Origin of the sequence: Rhodoferax sediminis (genome assembly GCF_006970865.1) — a bacterium.
In the GTDB taxonomy this organism is placed as follows: domain Bacteria; phylum Pseudomonadota; class Gammaproteobacteria; order Burkholderiales; family Burkholderiaceae_C; genus Rhodoferax_A; species Rhodoferax_A sediminis.
This window is the reverse complement of sequence record NZ_CP035503.1, coordinates 325,889-349,008: the sequence shown is the minus strand read 5'-3', so window position 1 is coordinate 349,008 and position 23,120 is coordinate 325,889. Positions and strand designations below refer to the sequence as shown.

The window sequence follows — 23,120 nt, the reverse complement described above, 5'->3', positions numbered from 1 at the left end:
CGCGCGCGCTCCTATACGGCAATGACTGCTTTTCAACGTTTCTTCCGCCTGCTGTTGGCTATTATTTTCATAGCTGGAAGCGCTTTGTCCACGGTAGCCAAGGCCCAAATTGTTTCACCAACCAAGGCCGCCGCCGTGGTCAGCACCGAACGCGTGCGCGCCGAGCTCATGGCGCAGGCGCCGGACGGTGTGGTGCCGGGCCAGTCGGTCTGGGTTGGCCTGCAACTGGCGCACCAGCCCCATTGGCACACCTACTGGAAGAACGCGGGCGACTCGGGCCTGCCGACCCAGTTGCAGTGGACGCTGCCGCCCGGTGTGACGGCCGGCGACATTGCGTGGCCGGTGCCGCAGAAAATTTCGATCGGCACGCTGGCCAACTACGGCTACGAGGGCACGGTGCTGCTGCCGGTGCCGCTCACCATCGCGCCGGACTTCAAGCCGCCGCTGTTCGCCAGCAACCTCGAGGTCAAGCTCAAGGCCTCATGGCTGGTATGCCGCACCGAATGCATTCCCGAAGACGGTGAGTTTGTGCTCAAGATTCCGCTCAAGGGCTCGACCGCGCTCAATCGGGCAGCGTTTGAGTCCGCGCTGGCGGCCCATCCCAAGCCGCTCGTGGGCGACAGCCGGGTGGAGATTGCGGGCGACACCCTCAAGGTGAGTGTGGCCGGCCTGCCTGCCGCGATACGAGGCAAGACGCTGGCGTTTTTCCCCGAGACGCCCGAGGTGATCGAGACGGCGGCGCCCTTCACACAAGCCTGGCAGGGCAATGTCTGGACCGCGCAGGTGCCGCTCTCCAGCCAGCGCAGCAACAGCCCGGCCGTGATGCCTGTGGTGCTCGAATACCGTAGCGGCGACACCGTCACGGGTTATCGGGCCGAGGCCAGGGTCCTGGGCACTTGGCCCAAGCTCGCCGCAGCAGCCACCGTTTCGCCCGCGCTGGATGCCGCGCTCAAGGCCAACGCCGGCGCCGGCGCGAACCCGACCGGGCCGGCCGGCTCGTTGAGCCTGGTGGCCGCGCTGCTGGGCGCGCTGCTCGGTGGCCTGCTGCTGAACCTGATGCCCTGCGTGTTCCCGGTGCTGGCCATCAAGGTGATCGGCTTCACCCGCCATGCGGGCGACCGGCGCGCCCACAGCATCAGCGCGCTGGCCTACACCGCGGGCGTGCTGGCCTCGTTTCTGGCGCTGGGCGCGCTGATGCTGGGCCTGCGCGCGGCCGGCGAGCAGTTGGGCTGGGGCTTTCAACTGCAGTCGCCCGCGGTCGTGGCGGCGCTGGCGGCGCTGTTCACGGTGATCGGGCTGAACCTGGCGGGGCTGTTTGAATTCGGGCGGTTCGTGCCCCACCGCGTGGTGGCGCTCGAAGCCAGAAACCCCGCGGCGAACGCGTTCCTGTCGGGCGTGCTGGTGGTGGCGATTGCCTCGCCCTGCACCGCGCCGTTCATGGGCGCATCGCTCGGCCTGGCCGTCGGACTGCCCCCCGCGCAGGCGTTGGCGGTGTTCGGCGCCATCGGCTTCGGGATGGCCTTGCCCTATCTGGCAGCCGGCCTGGTGCCGGCGGTGGCACGCCTGCTGCCGCGCCCCGGCGCCTGGATGGCGACTTTCCGCCACCTGATGGCGTTCCCCATGTTTGCCACGGTGGCCTGGCTGGTCTGGGTGCTGGGCCAGCAAAGCGGCATCGACGGCGCCGGCGCGCTGCTGGCGCTGCTGGTGGCGCTCAGCGCGGTGCTCTGGGCCTTCACGCTGGCGGGGCGTTCGCGCATCGTGATTGCTACGCTTTCGATAGCTGGTTTCGCTTTACTGGCGGCGGCTATCGGCCCAAATATCACAAAACCTTTGGAAAGCGCACCGACCGTGGCGGCAGGCGCGCGCTGGCAGCCGTGGGAGCCGGGCCGGGTCGACCAGATCGTGGCTCGCGGCCAGCCGGTGTTCGTCGATTTCACCGCCGCCTGGTGCGTGACCTGTCAGTACAACAGGAAAACCACGCTGACCAACGCCGCCGTGCTGGCCGACCTGGCGGCCAAGAACGTGGTGCTGCTGCGCGCCGACTGGACCCGGCGCGACCCGGCTATCAGCGCCGCCATCGGCCAGCTGGGTCGCAGCGGCGTGCCGGTTTATGTGATGTACAAACCTGGCAGCGCCCCGCAGGTGCTGCCGGAAGTGCTGAGCGTGGACGAAGTGCGCGCCGCCATCGCCCGGCTCTGAAAACTTAGCTGCCCTTGCGGGTCTGGAACGCCGGCACGAACATGTCCGACCATTTCGCGGGCCGCGTCTTGATGGTCTTGGCCTTGTCCATGAAGGTCACGTAGTTCATCAGGCCATCGGGCGTGGTGCTGAACTGGGTGTCCTTGTCGGCCAGGATCTGCTCCACCTCGGGCTGGGTCATCTTGATCTTGGAGATGCGCAGAAAGGTCTCGGCCGCGCCCTTGCGATTCGCGGCAATATAGGCGTTGGCCTCCTCCTGCGCCGCCATGAAGGCCGCCGTCAGCTTGGGGTTGGCCTCGGTGAACTGCCTGGGCGCGAACACCACGTCGAGCGTGATGTTGCCAAGCAGGTCCGACGAGTTCAGCACGCGCGTGATCTTCGGGTCCTTGGCTTCCTGGTACGAGAACGGCGGCGAGGTGAAGTGCGCCGTGATCTCGGTCTTGCCGCCCAGCAGCGCGCCGACCGCGTCGGGGTGGCTCAGGCTCACCGTGAGCGGATCGAGCTTGGCATAGTTCTCGATGCCAAAGGTCTTGGCCGCCGCCATCTGCAGCACCACGGCCGACAGCGAGGTCTTGATGCCAGGAATGGCGATCTTGTCCTTGGCCGTGAAATCCTTCAGCGACTTGACGTTGGGGTTGTTGGTGTTGAGCCAGAGCGACGAGGTGCTCAGTGCCCCCAGGCCGATGACTTCCGAGCGCGGGATGCCCTGCGCCTTGGACCACAGCGTGATGAAGCCGGGCGCGCCGGTGCCGGCGATGTCGAGGTTGCCGGCCAGCATGGCGTCATTGATGACGTTGCCGCCGTCGAGCGTGAGCCAGGTGGTCTTGACGTCGCCCAGGCCCATTTTCTTGGCCTGCTTCTCGATCAGTTGCTGGTCGCGCATGACCATCAGCGGCAGGTACAGAATGCCGTAGCCGTGCGAGATGCGGATGGCGGATACTTCCGCATGGGCGCTGCCCGCGAAGGTGGACAAGGCCAGCGCACCGGCGGCGACCGCGGTGGTAAATACACGTCGTTTCATTCTCAAGTCTCCTGTTTTACGTTGTCGAAAAGGTGGTGGGTGGCGCGGCGCTCAGTGCTGCATGCCCCAGCGGTGAATGGTGCGTTTTTCAATCGTGGCAAAAACAAAATTCTCGACCACCAGGCCAATGATGATCACGAAGAACAGGCCCGCGAAAACGTTGGCGGTCTCCAGTTGATTGCGGTTTTCAAAGATGTACCAGCCCAGGCCGCCCTTGCCCGAAGACACGCCGAACACCAGCTCGGCTGCGATCAGCGTGCGCCAGGCAAAGGCCCAGCCCACCTTCAACCCCGTCAGGATGCTCGGGAAGGCCGCGGGGATCAGGATGGAGCCGACCAGCGAGAAACCCCTGAGGCCATAGTTCTGGCCGACCATGCGCAAGGTGCTGGACACCGAGCGAAAGCCGCCGTGCGTGTTCAGCGCCACGGCCCACAGCACCGAGTGCACCAGCACGAAGATGATGCTGCCCGTGCCCAGGCCGAACCAGATCAGCGCCAGCGGCAGCAGCGCAATGGCAGGCAGCGGGTTGAACATCGAGGTCAGGGTCTCCAGCAGGTCGGTGCCCATGCGCGAACTGATCGCCACCGTGGTCAGCAGCGCGGCCAGCGCAATGCCCAGGCCGTAGCCGATCAACAGGGTTTGCAGCGACACGGCGGCGCGCTCCAGCAGCACGCCGCTGGCGATGCCTTCGCCAAAGGCGCGCACGGTCTCGGAAAAGCTCGGAAACAGCAGCGGGTTATTGAGCCAGCGGCCGTAGATTTCCCAGATGACGGCGAGCACGGCCAGGATGACGGCCTTGCGCAGCCAGCCCAGGCGGTACAGCGATTCGAACACCGTCAGGGGGCGCAAAACTTCCGTCGTCTCAGGACGCTGGGTGTCGAGCACGAACTCGGGACGAACGAAGGGCTCGATGGAAGTTGTCGCAGTGGTAGATGTGGTCATGTCAAGCCTCAGTGCGCGAACAGCATGTCGTTGATGCGGGTTTCCAGTTGGGCCTGGCTCGCCGTGCCCATCTCGCCGGCGGGCACGCTGTTGAGCTCGGCCTTGACCTGGCCCGGATGCGGCGACAGCAGGAGGATGCGGTTGCCGATGCGGATCGCTTCTTCGATGGAGTGCGTGACGAACAGCACGGTGAAACGCGTGTCGTCCCACAAGCGCAAGAGCTCGTCCTGCATCTTGCGGCGCGTCAGCGCGTCGAGCGCGGCAAAGGGCTCGTCCATCAGCAGCACGTCGGGCTCCATGGCCATGCCGCGCGCGATCGAGACGCGCTGCTTCATGCCGCCCGAGAGCGTGTGCGGGTAGCTGTCGATGAATCCGGCCAGCCCGACTTTTTCGATGTAGTAGGCGGCGCGCTCGGCGGCTTCCTGGCCCTTCAGGCGCCCGCTGGCGTGCAGCGCGAACTCGACGTTCTGGCGCACCGTCTTCCAGGGCAGCAACTGGTCGAACTCCTGGAACACCATCATGCGGTCCGGCCCCGGCTGCGTGACGGTCTGGCCCTTGAGGCGAATGGACCCATGCACGGGCGCCATGTAGCCGCCGATGGCTTTCAGCAGCGTGGACTTCCCGCAGCCCGAGGGGCCGAGCAGAATGTAGCGGTCCGACGGATAGACCTTGAAGCTGACCTGCCTGGTCGCCGTGACCAGATGCTCGCTGGTCTTGTACTGTAGGGTGACGTTGTCGATTTCCAGCAGTGGCGCGGGCGTGCTCGAAGCGGCGCCTGCGTCCGGGCCGGCGCGATCATCGTGACTCATGCTTGTCTCCTAAAATTTCGCTCTTGTGTCTGTGCGGCAATGCTAGTCTGCGAACCTGTAATGAACCTGAACCCCCAAAGGCCTCCTCCATGCGCGTGCTGTTGGTCGAAGACTCGGTAGACGTGGCGCACGCCATCAGCGCGCACCTGGTGCGGCTCGGTCACACGGTGGACTGGGAGGCCGACGGTGCCAAGGCCGCCGCGATGGTGGTGGCGGACCACTACGACCTCATCGTCCTGGACGTCATGCTGCCGGGGCTGGACGGCTACGCGCTGCTAGAGCGCGTGCGCAATGTGCCGCTGCGCACCCAGGTGCTGATGCTCACGGCCTGCGCCGAAATCGAGGAGCGCGTGAAGGCGCTGGACCTGGGCGCCGACGACTACCTGATCAAGCCGTTTGACTTTCGCGAACTGGAGGCGCGCATCCGCGTGCTGCTGCGCCGCGTCGGCGGCGATTCGACCAACCTGCTGAGCTGCGCCAACCTGACGCTGGACCGCAAGAGCCGCACGGTACGCATCGACGGCGTGCCGCTCGAGCTCACGCGCCGCGAGGTGACGCTGCTGGAGATCATCATCTCGCGTCCGGGGCGCATTTACGGCAAGGACGAGCTGCTCGACAAGCTGTTCACGCTGGACGACAACCCGAATGCCAACACGGTGGAGCAGTACATCGCGCGCCTGCGCAAGAAGCTGGCGGGGGCGCACTTCGAGATCCGCACCCTGCGCGGGCTGGGCTACCAGGTCGTGCTGCCGTGACCCTGCTGGGGCGTTCGCTCTACACCCGGCTGGCGCTGCGCGTCGGCCTGGTGCTGGCCATCAGCGGGCTGGTGCTGCTGGTGGCCATCGTGCTCTCCACCAGGCTCGCGGCGAACGACGCCTACGACCGCATCCTGACCGGTAGCGCGCTGCAGATCGCCGAGAACACCTGGTACCAGAACGGCACGGTCAATGTGGATGCGCCCATTTCGGCCTTTTCCATGCTGACCGCCAACGACCAGGTGTTCTACGTCGTGCTCGGCCCCGAGGGCCGCGTGGTCGCGGGCGACGCCGACTTCCGGCCGGCCATCCCATGGAAGAAGCTGATCCAGGGACCCGTGGTGGTTCAAGGCACGTACCTCGAATTGCCCGTGAGCATTGCCTTTGTCGGCCGGCGCATGCCGGTCGCGGGTCCCAACCCCTGGGCGGTGGTGATCCTGGCCCAGACCAACAACGCGCGCGCATCGTTCGCCAAGAATCTGGGCACCAACGCGTCTGTGGTGATCCTCGTGATGGGGCTGCTGACGCTGATCGCGGCGCTGTTCACGCTGTATCAGGCGCTGGCGCCATTGAAACAAATAGGCGCCGCCATCCAGCGCCGCGACCTGAACGATCTGTCGCCGCTCACGCAGGAAGTACCGGCCGAGATCCATGTGCTGGTGGCCTCGATCAACGAGTTCATGCGCCGCCTGGGCGTGCACCGCGCGCTGATGCGCCGTGTCATCGGTGACGCGGCGCACCAGCTGCGCACGCCTGTGGCGGCACTGCTGTCGCAAATGGAACTGCTGTCCATGCAGCATGACGACGCAGGCCGCGCGCAGCACCAGGCGCGGCTGCAGGAGCTGACGCACCACCTGGGCGAGCTAGTGAACCAGCTGATCAATCACGCCATGGTGCAGCACCGGGCCGATTCGGCTTCGCTCGAGACCGTCGATCTGGCCAGCCTCGCGCGCGAGCAAATGACCGACATGCTCTCGCACCACGCCCAGCGCCACCTCGACATCGCGCTGCACGCGCCGGAACACTCGTGCCTGATCCTGGGCGACCCGGTCAGCCTGCGCGAGGCCCTCAAGAACGTGCTCGACAACGCGCTCAAATACGGCGCGAAGACCCTGCTGCACATGACCATCCGGCGCAGCGGCAGCCGCTGGGCGCTGGAGGTCGAAGACGATGGCCCCGGCATCCCGGAGGACGACTGGGAGCGCATCCGCAAGCCGTTTTCCGCGCGCGGCGGCAACCGTCTCGGCGCCAGCCTGGGTTTGTCCATCGCCGAGGAAGTCATGCGCGCGCACCAGGGCGACATGCGCTTTGGCTGGGGCGTGGACCGGCACTTTGTCGTAACCCTGCGCTTTCGCGCCGCTTGACGCCGGCGAACCGCAGCCGCAGGCACTAAACTGGCCGCCATGACCGAATCCGAATCCATTCAAAAGATCCTCGCCAGCTGCCGCACCGTCGCCGTGGTCGGCCTGTCGCCCAAGCCGCACCGCGCCAGCCACGAGGTGGCGCAGTACATGCAGGCGCACGGCTGGCGCATCGTGCCCGTGAATCCGAACGCGCGCGAGGTGCTCGGCGAGAAAGCCTATGCCACCCTGAGCGAGGCCGCGCGCCACGAGCGCATCGAGCTGGTCAACGTGTTCCGCCACAGCGAAGAGATTCCACCCATCGCCGACGAGGCCATTGCCATCGGCGCCAAGGCCCTGTGGCTGCAGCTCGGCATCGAGAACGACGATGCCCTCGCCAAGGCCGCGGCCGCTGGCCTGCTGGTGGTGCAGAACCGGTGCCTCAAGGTGGAGCACGCGAGCGCGTAGCCCCGGGCAGTTGCGCCGGAGCGCCTCCGCACTGGGGACTGCCGACGCCAGGGCTTGCGCATGGCAAGACACACACCTGAGACAATCCCCCCATGTTTGCTCCGCTCCAAAACGACACCTTCCTCCGCGCCTGCCTGCGCCAGGCGACCGACCACACGCCCGTCTGGCTGATGCGCCAGGCCGGCCGCTACCTGCCCGAATACCGCGCCACGCGCGCTCTGGCCGGCAGCTTCATGGGAATGGCCACCAACGTGGACTACGCGACCGAGGCCACGCTGCAGCCTTTGACGCGCTACCCGCTGGACGCCGCGATCTTGTTTTCCGACATTCTGACGGTGCCCGATGCGATGGGGCTGGGCCTGTCGTTTGCACTGGGCGAAGGCCCGAAGTTCGCGCACCCGGTGCGCGACGAAGCCGCCGTGGCCGCGCTGCAGGTACCCGACCTGGACAAGCTGCGCTATGTGTTCGACGCAATGACCTCGGTCCGCAAGGCCCTGGATGGCCGCGTGCCGCTGATCGGCTTCTCGGGCAGCCCCTGGACGCTGGCCTGCTACATGGTCGAGGGCGCGGGATCCAGCGATTACCGGCTCATCAAGACCATGCTGTATGCCCGGCCTGATTTGATGCACCGGATACTGGCCGTCAATGCCGACGCGGTGGCAGCCTACCTGAACGCGCAGATCGAGGCCGGCGCGCAGGCCGTGATGATTTTCGACAGCTGGGGCGGCGTGCTGGCGGACGGTGCGTTCCAGCAATTCAGCCTGGACTACACGGCGCGGGTTCTCGCGCAGCTGAAGCGCGAGCACGACGGCCAGCGCATTCCGCGCATCGTGTTCACCAAGGGCGGCGCGCCGTGGCTGGATGAGATGGGCGGGCTCGATTGCGAGGTGCTGGGCCTGGACTGGACCGCCAGCCTGGCGCACGCACGCGCCGTGGTGGGTGGCACGGTGGGCGGCCCCGGCAAGGCCCTGCAGGGCAACCTCGACCCGAGCGTGCTGTTTGCGCAGCCGGCGCAGATCCGGGCCGAGGCGGCGAAGGTGCTGGAGAGCTTTGGCACGCCGCACACGGAGCGCCGCATCGACCCGGCGACAGGCCTGCCGGTGACAGGTCCGAGCCACATCTTCAACCTCGGGCATGGCATCAGCCAGCACACGCCGCCCGAGAGCGTGGCCGTGCTGGTGGACGCGGTGCACGCCTGTTCGCGCCAGATGCGGCGGTAAAAGAGGCGCAACGCGGCCCTGCAGGCCGCGCGGGGTCGTGCAAAGCCGGCCCCACGCCGCTCTGAACCCCCTGTTTTGACTTTTTATGTAGCACAAAACCTGGCTATGGCGGCCCGACTTATGCACAAAAAATTTGGTGCGGCGCAAAAAATAAGGGGCATCCCCAATAATGATGCTACAAAACCAATAGCGATCGTAAGTTATTGATTTGTATGGATTTGAATGAATGCCATTTTTAAGGGCAATCCAGCCGAAGCCTTTATTTTCAAGGCCTCGCAGGCTGTTGAGCCAATCTATCAACAAAGTTATCCACAGAAATCAGGGATGACGTTGAAAGTGTTTTCAAATCAACGACTTAAGCGTTGTTTCGCAAGTTCACATCAACTAATGATGACAACCAGAGGTTTCATGTGATCCATTGGCTCTCTGTCCTGGTGCAAACGCCGGCACACAGCGCGGTGGCGGGGCCGCTGACCTACCAGAGTGAGCTTCCACTCGCGGCGGGGAGCCTGGTGCGCGTGCCGTTCGGCACCCGCGAGGTTTTGGGCGTGGTCTGGGACGCCCTGGACGCGGCCAGCCTGGACCGGCCCGAGAGCGAGATCCGCGCGATCAGCGCCGTGCTGGAGGGCGTTGCACCATTGACCGTTGCCTGGCGGCAACTGGTGCACTTTGCCGCCAGCTACTACCAGCGCTCGCTCGGCGAGGTGGCGCTGGCCGCCCTGCCGCCCCAGTTGCGTGACCTGAGCGCGGCCCAACTCGCGCGCCGGCTCAAGCGGCCGGCCGGCGGCGCGGTGGACAGCACTTTGACCACTCCTGATTTAATAGCACTCAGCGAAGAACAGGTAAGGGCTATCGCCCGATTTGATGCTGAAGCTGGGCCGTTCCTGCTGTTTGGCGCGACCGGCAGCGGCAAGACCGAGGTCTACCTGCGCTGCGTGCAGGCGCTGCTGGAACGCGACGCCACGGCGCAGGCGCTGGTCATGGTGCCGGAGATCAACCTCACGCCGCAACTGGAGGCGCGTTTTCGCGCGCGCTTTGCGGGCCGCTATGGCGAGGCCGCCGTGGTCTCGCTGCACAGCGGCATGACGAACCCGCAGCGCCTGAAAAGCTGGCTGGCCGCGCACAGCGGCGTGGCGCGCATCGTGCTGGGCACGCGCATGGCGGTGCTGGCGTCGCTGCCGCGGCTGCGCCTGATCGTGGTCGACGAAGAACACGACCCGAGCTACAAGCAGCAGGAAGGCGCGCGCTACTCGGCGCGCGACCTGGCCGTGTACCGCGGCCGGCTCGAGGGCGCCAAGGTGCTGCTCGGTTCGGCCACGCCCTCGCTGGAAAGCTGGCACCATTCGCGCCCCGCGGCCGAGGGCGGGCGCTACCAGCGGCTGGAGATGCCCTCGCGCATCGGCTTGGGTAGCGTGCTGCCCAAGGTGCGCCTGGTGGACATGAGCCTGCAGCCCAAGAAGACGGTGTTCTCGCCACAGCTGCTGCAGGCCATCACCGAGCGCGTGGCGCGCGGCGAGCAGGCCATGGTGTTTTTGAACCGGCGCGGCTACGCCCCGGTGCTGGCCTGCAGCAGCTGCGACTGGAAAAGCGAATGCCCGCACTGCAGCGCCTACCGCGTGTTCCACAAGATCGACCGCACGCTGCGCTGCCACCACTGCGGCTTCACCGAACGCGTGCCGCGCGCCTGCCCGAGCTGCGGCAATGTGGACATTGCGCCGCTGGGGCGCGGCACCGAGCGGCTCGAAGAACACCTGGCCGAGATGCTGGCCGGGGTGCGGCGGCCAAATTCGGTATCGGTGCAGTGGCCCGAGGGCGCGCCGCTGCGCATTGCGCGCATCGACGCCGACACCACCCGGCTCAAGGGCGCACTTGAATCACAACTGGCGCAGGTGCATGCGGGCGAGGTCGATGTGCTGGTCGGCACACAGATGATTGCCAAGGGCCACGACTTTCGGGCCATCACGCTGGTGGCGGCGGTGAATCCGGACGGCGCGCTGTTCTCCGCCGACTTCCGCGCGCCCGAGCGGCTGTTCAGCCTGCTGATGCAGGCGGCAGGCCGGGCAGGCCGCGATGCGGCCCAGAGCGCGGCCAGCGAGATGTGGATTCAGACCCTGCACCCGCAGCACCCGATGTTTGCCGCGCTGCGGCGTCACGACTACCCGGCGTTCGCGGCCGGGCAGTTGCGCGAGCGCGAGCAGGCCGGCCTGCCGCCGTTCAGCTACGCGGCGCTGGTGCGGGCCGAGGCGCGCACGCAGGCCGTGGCGCAGGGGTTTTTGAATGCGGCCAGCGCGGCGGCGGCGGCGATGGAGCCGGCATTGGCAGGCTACGCGCAGGTCACGCTGTTCCCGGCGGTGCCGATGACGATTCAGCGCATTGCCAATGTCGAGCGCGCGCAGATGCTGATCGAGAGCCCGTCGCGCGCCGCGCTGCAGCGCTTTCTGTCGGCCTGGCACGCGGTGCTGCAGGCGACCCGGCAGCAGCCCGAAGGCCGGGGCCTGATCCGCTGGGCGGTGGATGTGGATCCGCTGGCGATTTAGTGCAGCAGCGCCACCGCGCCCGAGAACGTGAAGAACGCCGCCACCGTGGAGGCCAGGATGATGCGCGCGATGCGGCCGTTGTCGGCGCCGAAGCGCTCGGCCAGCATGGCCACGTTGCTGGCGCTCGGCAGAGCCGCGACCAGCACCATGACCTTCAAGGCAAACGGGGCCAGCGGCGCCCCCAGGGCGATCGCTGCGGCGCCCACGAGCAGCACCAGCAGCGGGTGCACGACGAGCTTGGCGACGGCCACCGGCACGTAGTCGCGCAGCGGAATCGGCGCGTGGCCGTGGGCGGCGGCCAGCATCTGCGAGCGCGCCAGCACCGCGCCGATGGTGAACAGCGCCACCGGCGAGGCGGCATCCGCCAGCAGGCCGATGGTCTGCATCACCGGCTTGGGCAGCACCATGTGGACGGCCGAGGCCAGCGCCCCGAGCAGGATGGCCCAGGGCATGGGATTGACCAGCATGCCCAGCAACGCGTGCCGCGCGGCCTTGCCAAAGCCATGCTGATCGGCCCCGTCGAGCCGCGACAGGGCGATGCACAGCGACGAGGTGATCACCAGGTCCACCACCAGCGTCACGATGACGGGGCCGGCCGCGGCGGCCCCGAGCAGCGCCACCAGCAGCGGCACGCCCATGAAGCCGGTGTTGGGAAACGCCGCCACCAGCGCGCCGAAGGCCGCATCGTTCCAGCCGATGCGCCGGTTCATGCTGGCAGCCACGACGAAGCCGACCATGATGAAGGCGCACAGCAGGTAGGAGAGGAACAGGCTGGCGTCGAGCAGTTGCGCCAGCGGCGTGGTCGAGCCGAAGCGGTACAGCAGGCAGGGCAGTGCGAAATACAGCACGAAGCTGTTGAGCCCGGGAATGGCGTCGAGCGGCAGCATGCGCCGGCGCGCGGCGATGTAGCCGGCCAGCACCAGCGCGAAAAACGGGAATGTGACCAGCAGGATGTCAAGCACGGGCGTATTGTCCGCGCAGTCGGCCCTAGCACATCCGAAGCGGCGAGCCGCGCCGACCCCGCCGTTATCATTGACCGCTCTCCCTGCGCACCGCCCCGAAGTCTCCCCGCATGTCCGCCTCCCCGTCCACCGGCCTGAACCTGGCCCAGCAAGAAGCCGTCAACTACCTGCACGGCCCCTGCCTGGTGCTGGCCGGCGCGGGTTCGGGCAAGACACGCGTGATCACGCACAAGATCGGCCGCCTGATCCAGGCCGGACTCGAGCCCAAGCGCATTGCCGCCATCACCTTCACCAACAAGGCCGCGACCGAGATGCGCGAGCGTGTGAAGGGGCTGATCGGCCGGGCCGCGAAGGAGGTGCTGGTCTGCACTTTCCACGCCTTGGGCGTGCGCATGCTGCGCCAGGACGGCGCGGCGCTGGGCTTGAAACCGCAGTTCAGCATCCTCGACGGCGACGACGTGACCAGCATCCTGAAGGACTGCGGCGGCAGCACCGATGCCGCCACGGCGCGCCAGTGGCAGTGGACCATCAGCCTGTGGAAGAACATGGGGCTGAACGCGGCGCAGGCCGAGGCGCAGGCCAAAGATGACAACGAACGCATCACGGCCCGCATCATGGCGCGCTACGAGGAGCGCCTGGTCGCCTACCAGAGCGTGGACTTCGACGACCTGATCGGCCTGCCGCTCAAGCTGCTCCAAAATCATGAGCAGGTAAGGGCCAAGTGGCAAGGGCTGCTGGGCCATGTGCTGGTGGACGAGTACCAGGACACGAACGCCACGCAGTATGAAGTGCTCAAATACCTGGTGGGCGGCCGGGGCCGCTTCACCGCCGTCGGCGACGACGACCAGAGCATCTACGGCTGGCGCGGCGCAACGCTGGACAACCTGAAAAAGCTCCCGCTCGACTTCCCCACGCTCAAGGTCATCAAGCTCGAGCAAAACTACCGCTCGACCGGCGCCATCCTGCGCGCGGCCAACAACGTGATCGGGCCGAATCCCAAGCTGTTCCCGAAAAACCTGTGGAGCGACCTGGGCGAAGGCGAGCCGGTGCGCGTGGTGGATGCCGACAACGAGGCGCACGAGGCCGAGCGCGCGGTGGCGCGCATCCAGAGCCTGCGCGCGGGCACCGGAGGTGACCTCTCCAGTCCATCGGCGCACATGCCGGAGCTGCGCGACTTCGCCGTGCTGTACCGCGCGAACCACCAGGCCCGGGTGTTCGAGCAGGCGCTGCGCCGCGCGCAGATCCCGTACAAGGTATCGGGCGGGCAGAGCTTTTTCGACCGCGCCGAAATCAAGGACCTGTGCGCCTGGTTCCGCCTGTGGGTCAACAACGACGACGACCCGGCGTTTTTGCGCGCCGTGACCAGCCCCAAGCGCGGCATCGGCCACACCACGCTGGCGAGCCTGGGCACCTTCGCCGGCCAGTACAAGCTGAGCCTGTTCGAGGCGCTGTTTTCCAACAGTCTGGGCAGCGCGCTCTCCACCCGCGCGGTGGGCAGCCTGCATGAATTCGGTCGCTACGTGAACGATCTTGAGTTCCGCGCGCGCCACACCAACGGCTTTGAAGACGCGCGCGCCTTTCTGGCGGAATGGCTCAAAGTCATCGATTACGAGAAGCACCTGTACGACGGTGAAGAGAGCGAAAAACTCGCGGCCACGCGCTGGACCAATGTGCAGGAGTTCTGCGACTGGATGGCCGCGCGCTGCGGTGGCCAGATCGACGATGCGAGCGGCGCCGGTACATCGAGCGAAATCAAGAACCTGCTCGAGGTGGCGCAGACCATCTCGCTGCTGTCGACTATTCAAGAGCGCGAGACCGACCAGAACGTCGTGACGCTCTCCACCCTGCACGCGGCCAAGGGCCTGGAGTGGCCGCATGTGATGCTGGTCGGCGTGACCGAGGGCCTGCTGCCGTTCAAGCTCGGCGACGACGCGAACCCGACCGGCCGCGCCGACGGTCCCATGTCGGAAGGCCTGCTCGAGCGCCTGCAGGAAGAGCGGCGCCTGATGTACGTGGGCATCACGCGCGCGCAGCGCAGCCTGGCGGTGAGCTGGACCCGGCGCCGCAAGAAGGGCCGCGAAATGATCGCCGCGCAGCCCAGCCGCTTCATCGCCGAGATGGCGCTCGATAAAACCACCACGCGCGAAGACCCGCGCGAAAAGCTCAAGGCGCTGCGCGCCGAGTTCGCGAAAAAAGCGCTGGATTCGGCCGCTGCCGCCGCGCAGGCCGGATCATGATGCACGCCCGGGTTACTCTGCTTTTTATAGCGTCTTGCGCAATAGCGACGGGGGCTACAGCCCAAAACAATACAAATTTGCAGGGGGCCGCCACCTGCCCCGCAGCGGCCGACGTGAGCAACGCACGCCTGTTCGGCCCGTGGCAGGCGCAAGTGGATGCAGGCCCTGACATCCCGCCCCGGCAGGCCACCCTGAATCTGCAGCGCAACCCCGAGTTCAGCGAGAGCCTGAGCGGCACGATCACGCGCGACACCGGCACGGGCCAGGTGGCCGGCGACGTGGACAACGGGGTCTTCACCCTGGAGGAATCGAGCGACGGTAAAACCATCACGGCCACCTGGACCGGCCAGATCGTGGAAGGCTCGTGCGGCCGGGAAATTCGCGGGGTGTGGAAGAACATATCCGACCCCACCGAGCATGACTTCATCCTGCGCAAGCAGGCGGGCTGGCAATAACCCGCTAGTAGCCGCCGTTACGGCTTGCCCGGATCCTTGAAGTCGGGGATCTGGTCAAACTCCACGTTCTGCAGCTTGCCGTCCACCTTTTCGACCTTTCGGATGTACAGGGTCTGCACGATGTCGCGCGTGGCGGGGTCGATCATGACCGGGCCGCGCGGGCTGACCCACTTCAGACCCTTGGCGGCGTCGATGAACTTGGTCACATCGGCATTACCGCCGGTTTTCTTCAGGGCCAGGTCGATCAGGTGCATGCCGTCATAGCCGCCCACCGACATGAAGTTGGGCCGGTCCTTCGGGTAGGCCTTGTAGTAGGCCGACACATAGGCCTTGTTTTCGGGCGACTTGTGATCTTCCGAGTAATGGAAGGAGGTAATGATGCCCAGCGCGTTGTCGCCCATGGCATTGAGCAGGTCCTCGTCGGTCAGATCACCGGTCGCAATGATCTTGATGCCGGCCTTGTCCAGGCCGCGCTCGTAGAAGCCCTTCATGAAGGCAATGGTCTGCGCCCCGGGCGGCAGGAACAGGAACACGGCATCCGGCTTGGCGTCCTTGATTTTTTGCAGGTACGGGGCCAGGTCCGGACTCTTCACCGGGGTACGCACATCGCCGATGATCTCGCCCCCCGCGGCCGTGAAGGTCTTCCTGAACTGCGCCTCGGCGTCGTAGCCGGGGCCGTAGTCGGCCACCAGCACGTAGACCTTCTTGATGCCGTTCTTCGCGGCCCAGGTCGCAATCGGCGCCGTGGTCTGCGGCAGCGTCATCGAAACGCGCACGATGTTGTCGGACTTGGTCGTGATGATCGAGGTGGCGGCATTCATGATGACCATCGGCTTCTTCGCCTCGGTCGCGATCGGTGCGACGGCCAGCCCCGACGGGGTCAGCGCAAAGCCGGCCAGGATATCGACCTTGTCGCGGATCACCAGGTCTTGTGCCAGGCGCTTGTCGATCTCGCCCGAGGTGCCAGGGTCGTCGTTCTTGAGCACGATCTCGACGGGCCGACCGCTCAACTGGTTGTTGTGTTCCTGCAGGTACAGCTTGGCGCCGTGCTCGATCTGCTTGCCGTAGTCGGCGAAGGGTCCCGACATGGGCAGGATCATGCCAATCTTCAGGGGCTCTGCCGCCTGGGTCGCCGTCATCATGCCAGCCACCATCGCGGCGGCCAGCAGGTGCTTCGTGAAATTCATTCGATGTCTCCTTGGGATTAGGTGCGTGGCGCGGTGCCAGTCAGTTATTAATCATACGTACAATCTGTTTCGACATCAAACCACAACCCCGGGCGAGCGCAACGGTCCATGCTGAGTCACTTCATTGGCGTCCTGTTCGACGGCGTTGCCTACGGCAGCCTGCTGTTTCTGATCAGCGTCGGGCTGTCCATCACGATGGGGCTGATGAACTTCGTCAACCTTGCGCATGGCGCCTTCGCGATGCTGGGCGGCTATGTGTGCGTGATGGCCATGAACAGCCTGGGCCTGCCGTTCCTGCTGACACTGCCGCTGGCCTTCATTGCCAGCGCGCTGGCCGGGCTGGTGCTGGAGCGTCTGCTGTACCGCCGGCTGTATCAGGCCAGTCCCCTCGACCAGGTGCTGTTCTCCATCGGCCTCACCTTCATCTCGGTGGCGGCTGCCACCTACGTCTGGGGCTCATCGCAGCAGCCGATGCAGTTGCCCGGCTATCTGCTCGGCCAGGTCTCGCTGCTGGGCGTTGACGTGGGCGTGTACCGCCTTTTCCTGATCGGTATCGTCGTGCTCATCACGCTGGCGCTGCGGGCCTTGGTGGAACGTACCCGCTTCGGCGCGCAAATCCGGGCCTCGGTCGACAACCAGCAGGCCTCGGCCGGGCTGGGCATCAACGTGAGCCGGGTCTTCAGCCTCACGTTCGCGCTCGGCTCGGGCCTGGCCGGGCTGGGCGGCGGACTGGGCTTGGACGTGCTGGGGCTCGATCCGAGTTTTCCGATCAAGTACATGGTTTATTTTCTGCTGGTGGTCGTGGTCGGCGGCGCCAGCACCATCAAGGGGCCGTTGCTTGCGGCACTGATCCTGGGTGTCTGCGACGTGGCGGGCAAATACTATGTGCCCGCCATCGGCTCCTTCATCATCTACGGCCTGATGGTGCTGCTGCTGGTGCTGTTTCCGGCCGGCCTCATCGGCAAGCGCTCATGATGCCGCGCTGGCTCCATCCGCCGCGGCCGCCGTTGCCGAATGATCGCTGGCAGCCGCTGGAGATCGTGTTCTGGCTGGCCCCGGTGGCCGCCTATTTTTTGTTCCCCGGCTACCTGTCGCTGATGAGCCAGACCCTGATCATTGGCCTGTTTGCCCTCTCGCTGGACCTGATCCTTGGCTACGCCGGCATCGTCTCGCTGGGCCACGCGGCCTTTTTCGGGCTCGGTGCCTACACCGCCGGCCTGCTCGCGGCGCATGGCTGGACCGAGCCGCTGCTGGGCCTGCTGGCCGCCGCCGCGCTGGCGGCGCTGTTCGGGTTTTTGACGAGTTTTCTGGTGGTGCCCGGGCAGGACCTGACGCGCCTGATGGTGACGCTGGGCATCAGCCTGATGCTGTTCGAGGCGGCCAACAAGGCGACCTCTCTCACCGGCGGCGTGGACGGGCTATCGGGCATCGTGGCGGGCAAGGTGCTCGGCGTGTTCGGGTTCGACCTGTACGGCAAGACCGCCTACTGGTACAGCCTGATCGTGCTGTTTGTGCTGTTCGTCGTGCTGCGCCGGCTGGTGAACTCGCCGTTCGGCCTGAGCCTGACCGGCATTCGCGAAGGCGGCAAGCGCATGCCCGCCATCGGTGCCAACGTGCCGCAGCGACTGAGCGTGGTGTTCACAGTGGGGGCGGCGGTGGCGGGCGTGGCGGGCGCCCTGCTGGCCCAGACCACGCAGTTCGTCGGCCTCGACACCCTGGGCTTTTCGCGCTCGGCCGATTTGCTGATCATGCTGGTGCTCGGCGGCGCCGGGCGGCTGTATGGCGCACTGGTGGGGGCCGCCGTGTTCATGCTGGCGCAGAGCTACATTTCAGATCTCAATCCGGTCTACTGGCAGTTCTGGCTCGGCCTGCTGCTGGTGGTGATTGTGCTGTTCGCGCGCGGCGGCATTCTGGGCGGCCTGGACAAGATCCGGCAGCGCCTGAGCCGGCCTGCGCCAGCCACGAGGCAACCTCCATGAGCGCCGTACCGTTCGAGCTGCGCACCCAGGGTCTATCGAAGCAGTGGGGCGACTTCAAGGCCAACAGCGATGTCTCGCTGAGCTTTGCGCCGGGCGCGCGCCACGCGCTGATCGGGCCGAACGGCGCCGGCAAAACCACCTTCATCAACCTGCTGACCGGCGCCTTGGCGCCCACCAGTGGGCAGGTTTTTCTCGGGGACCAGAACATCACCGCTCTGGCGCAGCACCAGCGCGTCAAACGCGGCATGACCCGCACGTTCCAGATCAACACGCTGTTTGCCGGACTGACCGTGCTGGAGTCGATCGCGCTGGCGATTTGCGAGCACCGGGGCCTGCAGTACCGCTGGTACCAGACCGTGGCACGCCAGCACGTGGTGATCGACGAGGCGATGGCGCTGCTAGCCTCGCTCAAGCTGAGTCCCGATGCCGGCACCGTCACGCACAGCCTGCCCTACGGCAAGCAGCGGCTGGTGGAAATCGCCCTGGCGCTGGCGACCCGACCCCGAATTTTGCTGCTCGACGAGCCGGCCGCCGGCATTCCCTCCGGGGAGAGCGCCGAGCTGTTCGAAGTCATCGCGCAATTGCCGCGCGACGTCACCATCGTGTTTATCGAGCATGACATGGGACTGGTGTTCCGCTTTGCCGAACGCATCACCGTGCTGGTGGGCGGCCGCGTGCTAACCGAAGGCACACCGGCCGAGATTGCCGCCGACCAGCGTGTGAAAGAAGTCTATCTGGGCGAGGCCGAACATGCCTGAACTGCTCGCGCTCGACAACGTGAGCGCCGGCTACGGCGAGTCGGTGGTGCTGGACGGTGTGTCGTTCGCGCTGCAGGAGGGCGACAGCCTGGCGCTGCTGGGCCGCAACGGCGTCGGCAAATCCACGCTGCTGGTCACGCTGATGGGCCTGACGCAGGTACATGGCGGCACGATCCGCTGGTGCGACAACAACATCGCGCGCGTGCCCACCTACCGGCGCGCGCATGCCGGCCTGGGCTGGGTGCCGCAGGAGCGCTTCATGTTTCCCTCGTTGACGGTCGAGGAGCATCTGACCGTGGTGGCGCGCCCGGGCCCCTGGAACCTGGCGCGCCTGTACGAGGTTTTTCCGCGCCTGCAGGAACGCCGCGCCAACATGGGCAACCAGCTCTCGGGCGGCGAGCAACAGATGCTGGCCATTGCGCGGGCGCTGATCACCAACCCGCGCCTGCTGTTGCTCGACGAGCCCATGGAAGGCCTGGCGCCGATCATCGTGCAGGAGCTGATGCGCGTGCTGCAGCGCCTGATCAGCCACGAGGGTCTGTCGGTCATCGTGGTCGAACAGCACGCGCGGCTGGCCCTGTCGCTGACCCGGCGTGCCATCGTGCTCGATCGCGGCCGCATCGTGCATGCGTCAAGCAGCCAGAGCCTGCTGGACGACGCACAGACGCTGGACCGCCTGGTGGCCGTGGCCTGACGGGGCGGCAGCGCCCCTGGCCGCGCCGATATCCATTGCGCAGCCCGTGCTGTCGACTTCATTCATTCCCCACTCAGACACAACATGCTTGCACATCACGATCTTTCCCTGTTGTTGCTGATCGCTTTGGCCGGGCTTTACGCCGGCACCCAGAACACCCTGGCCGGCGGCGGCTCCTTCATTACTTTTCCCGCTCTGCTGCTGGCCGGACTCAACCCGCTGGCGGCCAACATCACTTCCACCGTCGCCCTGTTCCCGAACCAGATCACGTCATCCCTTGCGGGGCGCAGACTGGCCGGCGGCGTGGAAGGGATGAGCCTGGGCAAGCTGTTCGGCCTCAGCGTGGCGGGCGGCATCGTCGGCGCCGTGCTGCTGCTGGAAACCCCGGCCACCTTTTTTGCGCGTCTGGTGCCCTGGCTGGTGCTGTTCGCCACCGCCGTCTTCGCCTGGGGCAGCTTTCGCAAGAAGTCGTCCGATGGGGGGCATGCCATTCCCCTGAAACTGCTGGCTGCGGCGCAATTCCTGATCGGCGTTTACGGCGGTTACTTCGGCGGTGGCATCGGCTTTTTGATGCTCGCGGCCCTGACGCTCGCCGGCCAGCAGGTGCGCATGGCCACCGCTACCAAGAACATCCTGGCGATGGCGATGAACGCCTCGGCGGTCGTCCTGTTCGTCTTCTCCAGCCAGGTGGACTGGCTCGCCGCGCTGGCGCTGGCCATCGGCGGCATCGGCGGTGCCTTTGTCGGCAACTGGCTGGTGCACCGCCTGCCGGAGAAACTGATGCGCAAGCTGGTTGTGCTGGTCGGCATCGTGCTGACAATCTGGCTGTTTCTGCGGTAGCGCTTATGTGCCCGCCCGCTCCAACATCGCGTGCAGTAGCACGTTGCAACCGGCGGTGATGTGCTCGGGCTTGGCGTCCTCAATCTCGTTGTGGCTGATGCCGTCTTTGCAGGGGATGAAGATCATGCCGCTGGGCGCCAGCTTGGCCATGTAGACCGCGTCGTGACCGGCGCCTGAGACCGCGGGCATGTTGGAGTAACCCAGTTTTTGGGCAGCACGCGCCACGGCGTCGATGCAGTCGGCATGGAAGCCTTGTGCCGGGTAGCTGGACACCAGTTCGATCTGGATATCCAGGCCCGTGTCCTTGCCGAGTTTGGCCGCATGGGCCTTGACCTCATCGGCCATCTGGTCCACCAGCGCGTCGGTGCTGTTGCGCAGATCGATGGAGAACTTCACGCGGCCCGGAATCACGTTGCGGCTGTTGGGATGCACATGCACCATGCCCACGGTGCCGCGGCCATGCGGCGCGTGGCGCAGCGCGGCCGCCACCACTTCCTGCATCAGGTGGGTGGCCACCTGCATGGCATCCTTGCGCAGGGCCATGGGGGTCGGGCCGGCATGCGCTTCCATGCCGGTGACGGTGCAGTCAAACCAGCGGATGCCCAGCACGCCCTGCACCACGCCTATGGTCTTGTCGTTGTCTTCGAGCACCGGGCCCTGCTCGATGTGGGTTTCGAAGTACGCGCCAATGGGATGGTTGCCCGGCTCCTGTTCACCGATGTAGCCGATGCGCGTCAATTCCTCCTTCACCGACTTGCCCTCGGTGTCACGCGCGGCGTAGGCGTGCTCCAGCGTGAAGGCCTTGGCGAATACGCCCGAGCCCATCATGACCGGCACAAAGCGCGAGCCTTCTTCGTTGGTCCAGAAGGCCACTTCAATCGGGGCTTCGGTCTCGATGCCCCGATCGTTCAAGGTGCGCACCACTTCGAGGCCGGCCAGCACACCGTAGTTGCCGTCGAACTTGCCACCGGTCGGCTGGGTGTCGATGTGACTGCCGGTCACGATGGGTGGCAAACTGTTGTTGCGCCCGGCGCGACGCATGAAGCCGTTACCGATCTTGTCGATAGTGACCGTCATGCCAGCCTCCCTGGCCCAGCGGATGACCAGGTCACGGCCCTGCTTGTCGAGGTCGGTGAGGGTCAGGCGGCACACGCCTCCTTTGGGGGTGGCGCCAATTTTCGCCAGCTCCATCAGCGACTGCCAAAGGCGGTCTCCATCGACGCGCAGGGCGTCCACGTTGTGGGCAGTTTGCAAGCTCATGGAATACTCCGTTGAAGATGATGATCAGGCGCGCTGCATGGCGGCACCAATGAATGGGCTGAACGCGGGGCGATCGACATGGCGACCGGCACCCTCCACCGCCCGCAGTTCGCCGCGCTGGAAGACGAGCTTGCCGGCCGCGAGCGTATGGGTCGGGATGCCGCGCACGGTGCGTCCTTCGAAGACGTTGAAGCCGCCTTTCGCGAACTGCGTTTTGGCCGAGATGGTACGTGTCCCCTCGGGGTCCCAGACCACCAGATCGGCGTCGGCGCCGACGGCGACGACCCCCTTGCGTGGGTACATATTGAAGATTTGCGCGGCGTTGGCCGACGTCACGCGAACGAATTCCGACGGCGTCAGTTTCCCGGTATTGACGCCGGCATTCCACACGATGGCCATGCGGTCTTCGACACCGCCGCAGCCGTTCGGAATCTTCGTGAAGTCGTCGTACCCGGTCGCTTTTTGCTCGGCGCAGAACGTGCAGTGATCGGTTGCCGTTGTCTGCAGATTGCCGCCTTGCAGCCCCTGCCACAACGCAGCCTGGTGGTGTTTGCCGCGAAACGGCGGGCTCATCACGTGGGCTGCCGCGAATTCGAGGTCGTTGCTGCGATAGACGCTGTCGTCAATCACCAGGTGGCCGGCCAGGGCTTCGCCGTAGACGCGCTGGCCCTTGGCGCGCGCGCGCGTGATGGCTTCGAGCGATTCGGCACACGAGACGTGGACGATGTAGACCGGCGTGTTCATGACATTGGCGATGGCGATCGCGCGATTGGCGGCCTCGGCTTCCACGGCTGGCGGACGCGACAACGGATGGGCCACCGGACCTGTGATGCCTTTTTTGAGGAGCTCTTGCTGCAGCTGGAACACGAGCTCGCCGTTTTCGGCGTGGACGGTCGGTATGGCTCCCAGTTCGAGAGCGCGCGCAAAGCTTTTGATGAGGAGCTCGTCATCCGCCATGATGGCGTTTTTGTACGCCATGAAGTGCTTGAAGCTGTTGACACCGTGCTCGCGCACGAGCGTGCCCATGTCGGCATGCACGGTCTCGTTCCACCAGGTCACGGCAACGTGGAAGGTGTAGTCGCCGGCCGCTTTTTTCGCCCAACCACGCCAGGTGTGATACGCCTCGAGCAGCGATTGCTGCGGGTTCGGGATGACGAAATCCATGATCGTGGTCGTGCCGCCAGCCAGCCCCGCCGCCGTGCCGGTAAAGAAATCATCGGCCGTGACGGTTCCCATGAAGGGCAATTGCATGTGGGTATGCGGATCGATCCCGCCCGGCATCACGTATTGACCGCCGGCGTCGATCACTTGCGCATGGGCCGGCGTATCGAGGTTTTCACCGACTGCAACGATCTTGCCTTCATGGCAAAGAACGTCGGCACGAAACGAGCGATCTGCATTGACGACAGTGCCGCCGCGAACAATGGTTGTCATTGACTTCTCCTGGATGAGATTGA

Annotated in this window: 21 protein-coding genes; 14 read left to right on the top strand and 7 right to left on the bottom strand. The window is 65.9% G+C overall.

Translation table 11 applies throughout. From position 1 onward, the window contains the following. The first annotated feature begins 21 nt into the window (after nucleotides 1-21). Nucleotides 22-2,199: a protein-disulfide reductase DsbD family protein gene (locus tag EUB48_RS01700; protein WP_142817326.1), complete on the top strand. Its 2,178-nt coding sequence runs from the start codon at nucleotides 22-24 to the stop codon at nucleotides 2,197-2,199. Nucleotides 2,200-2,203: 4 nt separating this feature from the next. Here the strand turns inward: EUB48_RS01700 and EUB48_RS01695 are convergent, their stop codons facing one another. Genes EUB48_RS01695 through EUB48_RS01685 form a run of 3 tightly spaced genes read right to left on the bottom strand, consistent with a single transcriptional unit; the run spans nucleotide 2,204 to nucleotide 4,971 of the window. Further along, nucleotides 2,204-3,220 (bottom strand): ABC transporter substrate-binding protein, encoded by a 1,017-nt coding sequence (locus EUB48_RS01695; RefSeq protein WP_142817324.1) that lies wholly within the window; start codon nucleotides 3,218-3,220, stop codon nucleotides 2,204-2,206. A gap of 51 nt (nucleotides 3,221-3,271) precedes the next feature. Further along, nucleotides 3,272-4,162 carry an ABC transporter permease gene (locus EUB48_RS01690; protein WP_142817322.1) on the bottom strand — a complete coding sequence of 297 codons (891 nt, stop codon included), beginning with the start codon at nucleotides 4,160-4,162 and terminating at the stop codon, nucleotides 3,272-3,274. 8 nt (nucleotides 4,163-4,170) lie between these two features. Then, nucleotides 4,171-4,971, bottom strand: a complete 801-nt coding sequence (locus tag EUB48_RS01685; RefSeq protein WP_142817320.1) for an ABC transporter ATP-binding protein — start codon at nucleotides 4,969-4,971, stop codon at nucleotides 4,171-4,173. Between the two features lie 89 nt (nucleotides 4,972-5,060). Here EUB48_RS01685 and EUB48_RS01680 point away from each other — a divergent pair, with 89 nt between their 5' ends. The 6 genes from EUB48_RS01680 to priA all read left to right on the top strand — a co-directional run bounded on the left by EUB48_RS01680 (nucleotide 5,061) and on the right by priA (nucleotide 11,291). After that, nucleotides 5,061-5,726, top strand: a complete 666-nt coding sequence (locus tag EUB48_RS01680) for a response regulator transcription factor (protein ID WP_142817318.1) — start codon at nucleotides 5,061-5,063, stop codon at nucleotides 5,724-5,726. After that, on the top strand, nucleotides 5,723-7,090 hold the full coding sequence (locus tag EUB48_RS01675; RefSeq protein WP_142817316.1) for a sensor histidine kinase: 1,368 nt from the start codon (nucleotides 5,723-5,725) through the stop codon (nucleotides 7,088-7,090). The genes EUB48_RS01680 and EUB48_RS01675 overlap by 4 nt, the downstream gene beginning before the upstream one ends. Before the next feature lie 39 nt (nucleotides 7,091-7,129). Beyond that, a complete protein-coding gene (locus EUB48_RS01670; protein ID WP_142817314.1) occupies nucleotides 7,130-7,534 on the top strand; it encodes a CoA-binding protein in 405 nt (134 codons plus the stop codon). A 92-nt stretch (nucleotides 7,535-7,626) separates the two neighbouring features. Continuing rightward, nucleotides 7,627-8,754 carry a uroporphyrinogen decarboxylase gene (gene hemE, locus EUB48_RS01665; protein ID WP_142817312.1) on the top strand — a complete coding sequence of 376 codons (1,128 nt, stop codon included), beginning with the start codon at nucleotides 7,627-7,629 and terminating at the stop codon, nucleotides 8,752-8,754. Nucleotides 8,755-8,976: 222 nt separating this feature from the next. Further along, on the top strand, nucleotides 8,977-9,168 hold the full coding sequence (locus tag EUB48_RS21255) for a hypothetical protein (protein ID WP_168226682.1): 192 nt from the start codon (nucleotides 8,977-8,979) through the stop codon (nucleotides 9,166-9,168). Continuing rightward, nucleotides 9,165-11,291 carry a replication restart helicase PriA gene (gene priA, locus EUB48_RS01660; RefSeq protein ID WP_210411683.1) on the top strand — a complete coding sequence of 709 codons (2,127 nt, stop codon included), beginning with the start codon at nucleotides 9,165-9,167 and terminating at the stop codon, nucleotides 11,289-11,291. The genes EUB48_RS21255 and priA overlap by 4 nt, the downstream gene beginning before the upstream one ends. Here the strand turns inward: priA and EUB48_RS01655 are convergent. Next, a complete protein-coding gene (locus EUB48_RS01655) occupies nucleotides 11,288-12,253 on the bottom strand; it encodes an AEC family transporter (protein ID WP_142817310.1) in 966 nt (321 codons plus the stop codon). The genes priA and EUB48_RS01655 overlap by 4 nt on opposite strands. A 110-nt stretch (nucleotides 12,254-12,363) precedes the next feature. Between EUB48_RS01655 and EUB48_RS01650 the strand changes: the two genes are divergently transcribed. Beyond that, nucleotides 12,364-14,490, top strand: a complete 2,127-nt coding sequence (locus tag EUB48_RS01650) for an ATP-dependent helicase (protein WP_142817308.1) — start codon at nucleotides 12,364-12,366, stop codon at nucleotides 14,488-14,490. Nucleotides 14,491-14,603: 113 nt separating this feature from the next. Beyond that, a complete protein-coding gene (locus EUB48_RS01645) occupies nucleotides 14,604-14,945 on the top strand; it encodes a hypothetical protein (RefSeq protein ID WP_244618299.1) in 342 nt (113 codons plus the stop codon). 17 nt (nucleotides 14,946-14,962) lie between these two features. Here the strand turns inward: EUB48_RS01645 and EUB48_RS01640 are convergent, their stop codons facing one another. Continuing rightward, nucleotides 14,963-16,132: an ABC transporter substrate-binding protein gene (locus tag EUB48_RS01640; protein WP_244618298.1), complete on the bottom strand. Its 1,170-nt coding sequence runs from the start codon at nucleotides 16,130-16,132 to the stop codon at nucleotides 14,963-14,965. A gap of 108 nt (nucleotides 16,133-16,240) precedes the next feature. Here EUB48_RS01640 and EUB48_RS01635 point away from each other — a divergent pair, with 108 nt between their 5' ends. The 5 genes from EUB48_RS01635 to EUB48_RS01615 all read left to right on the top strand — a co-directional run bounded on the left by EUB48_RS01635 (nucleotide 16,241) and on the right by EUB48_RS01615 (nucleotide 20,403). Beyond that, nucleotides 16,241-17,107, top strand: a complete 867-nt coding sequence (locus tag EUB48_RS01635; RefSeq protein WP_142817304.1) for a branched-chain amino acid ABC transporter permease — start codon at nucleotides 16,241-16,243, stop codon at nucleotides 17,105-17,107. Then, nucleotides 17,104-18,111, top strand: coding sequence for a branched-chain amino acid ABC transporter permease (locus EUB48_RS01630; RefSeq protein ID WP_142817302.1), 1,008 nt, complete (start codon nucleotides 17,104-17,106; stop codon nucleotides 18,109-18,111). The genes EUB48_RS01635 and EUB48_RS01630 overlap by 4 nt, the downstream gene beginning before the upstream one ends. Beyond that, nucleotides 18,108-18,869, top strand: coding sequence for an ABC transporter ATP-binding protein (locus EUB48_RS01625; protein ID WP_142817300.1), 762 nt, complete (start codon nucleotides 18,108-18,110; stop codon nucleotides 18,867-18,869). The genes EUB48_RS01630 and EUB48_RS01625 overlap by 4 nt, the downstream gene beginning before the upstream one ends. Continuing rightward, a complete protein-coding gene (locus tag EUB48_RS01620; protein WP_142817298.1) occupies nucleotides 18,862-19,563 on the top strand; it encodes an ABC transporter ATP-binding protein in 702 nt (233 codons plus the stop codon). Before EUB48_RS01625 ends, EUB48_RS01620 begins: the two co-directional genes overlap by 8 nt. Before the next feature lie 84 nt (nucleotides 19,564-19,647). Beyond that, the gene (locus EUB48_RS01615) at nucleotides 19,648-20,403 is read left to right on the top strand and encodes a sulfite exporter TauE/SafE family protein (RefSeq protein ID WP_142817296.1); all 756 of its coding nucleotides are present in this window, start codon (nucleotides 19,648-19,650) and stop codon (nucleotides 20,401-20,403) included. A 3-nt stretch (nucleotides 20,404-20,406) separates the two neighbouring features. On the opposite strand, the gene EUB48_RS01610 is transcribed toward EUB48_RS01615, so the two are convergent. Then, nucleotides 20,407-21,663 (bottom strand): Zn-dependent hydrolase, encoded by a 1,257-nt coding sequence (locus EUB48_RS01610; RefSeq protein ID WP_142817294.1) that lies wholly within the window; start codon nucleotides 21,661-21,663, stop codon nucleotides 20,407-20,409. A gap of 24 nt (nucleotides 21,664-21,687) precedes the next feature. After that, nucleotides 21,688-23,097, bottom strand: coding sequence for a dihydropyrimidinase (gene hydA, locus EUB48_RS01605; RefSeq protein WP_142817292.1), 1,410 nt, complete (start codon nucleotides 23,095-23,097; stop codon nucleotides 21,688-21,690). Nucleotides 23,098-23,120 lie beyond the last annotated feature (23 nt).

Excerpts from the sequence above, each read along its gene's own strand:
- EUB48_RS01700 (WP_142817326.1), top strand. The coding sequence starts at position 22 with ATGACTGCTTTTCAACGTTTCTTCCGCCTGCTGTTGGCTATTATTTTC.
- EUB48_RS01695 (WP_142817324.1), bottom strand. The coding sequence starts at position 3,220 with ATGAAACGACGTGTATTTACCACCGCGGTCGCCGCCGGTGCGCTGGCC.
- EUB48_RS01690 (WP_142817322.1), bottom strand. The coding sequence starts at position 4,162 with ATGACCACATCTACCACTGCGACAACTTCCATCGAGCCCTTCGTTCGT.
- EUB48_RS01685 (WP_142817320.1), bottom strand. The coding sequence starts at position 4,971 with ATGAGTCACGATGATCGCGCCGGCCCGGACGCAGGCGCCGCTTCGAGC.
- EUB48_RS01680 (WP_142817318.1), top strand. The coding sequence starts at position 5,061 with ATGCGCGTGCTGTTGGTCGAAGACTCGGTAGACGTGGCGCACGCCATC.
- EUB48_RS01670 (WP_142817314.1), top strand. The coding sequence starts at position 7,130 with ATGACCGAATCCGAATCCATTCAAAAGATCCTCGCCAGCTGCCGCACC.
- hemE (WP_142817312.1), top strand. The coding sequence starts at position 7,627 with ATGTTTGCTCCGCTCCAAAACGACACCTTCCTCCGCGCCTGCCTGCGC.
- EUB48_RS21255 (WP_168226682.1), top strand. The coding sequence starts at position 8,977 with ATGAATGCCATTTTTAAGGGCAATCCAGCCGAAGCCTTTATTTTCAAG.
- EUB48_RS01650 (WP_142817308.1), top strand. The coding sequence starts at position 12,364 with ATGTCCGCCTCCCCGTCCACCGGCCTGAACCTGGCCCAGCAAGAAGCC.
- EUB48_RS01640 (WP_244618298.1), bottom strand. The coding sequence starts at position 16,132 with ATGAATTTCACGAAGCACCTGCTGGCCGCCGCGATGGTGGCTGGCATG.
- EUB48_RS01635 (WP_142817304.1), top strand. The coding sequence starts at position 16,241 with ATGCTGAGTCACTTCATTGGCGTCCTGTTCGACGGCGTTGCCTACGGC.
- EUB48_RS01630 (WP_142817302.1), top strand. The coding sequence starts at position 17,104 with ATGATGCCGCGCTGGCTCCATCCGCCGCGGCCGCCGTTGCCGAATGAT.
- EUB48_RS01625 (WP_142817300.1), top strand. The coding sequence starts at position 18,108 with ATGAGCGCCGTACCGTTCGAGCTGCGCACCCAGGGTCTATCGAAGCAG.
- EUB48_RS01620 (WP_142817298.1), top strand. The coding sequence starts at position 18,862 with ATGCCTGAACTGCTCGCGCTCGACAACGTGAGCGCCGGCTACGGCGAG.
- EUB48_RS01615 (WP_142817296.1), top strand. The coding sequence starts at position 19,648 with ATGCTTGCACATCACGATCTTTCCCTGTTGTTGCTGATCGCTTTGGCC.
- EUB48_RS01610 (WP_142817294.1), bottom strand. The coding sequence starts at position 21,663 with ATGAGCTTGCAAACTGCCCACAACGTGGACGCCCTGCGCGTCGATGGA.
- hydA (WP_142817292.1), bottom strand. The coding sequence starts at position 23,097 with ATGACAACCATTGTTCGCGGCGGCACTGTCGTCAATGCAGATCGCTCG.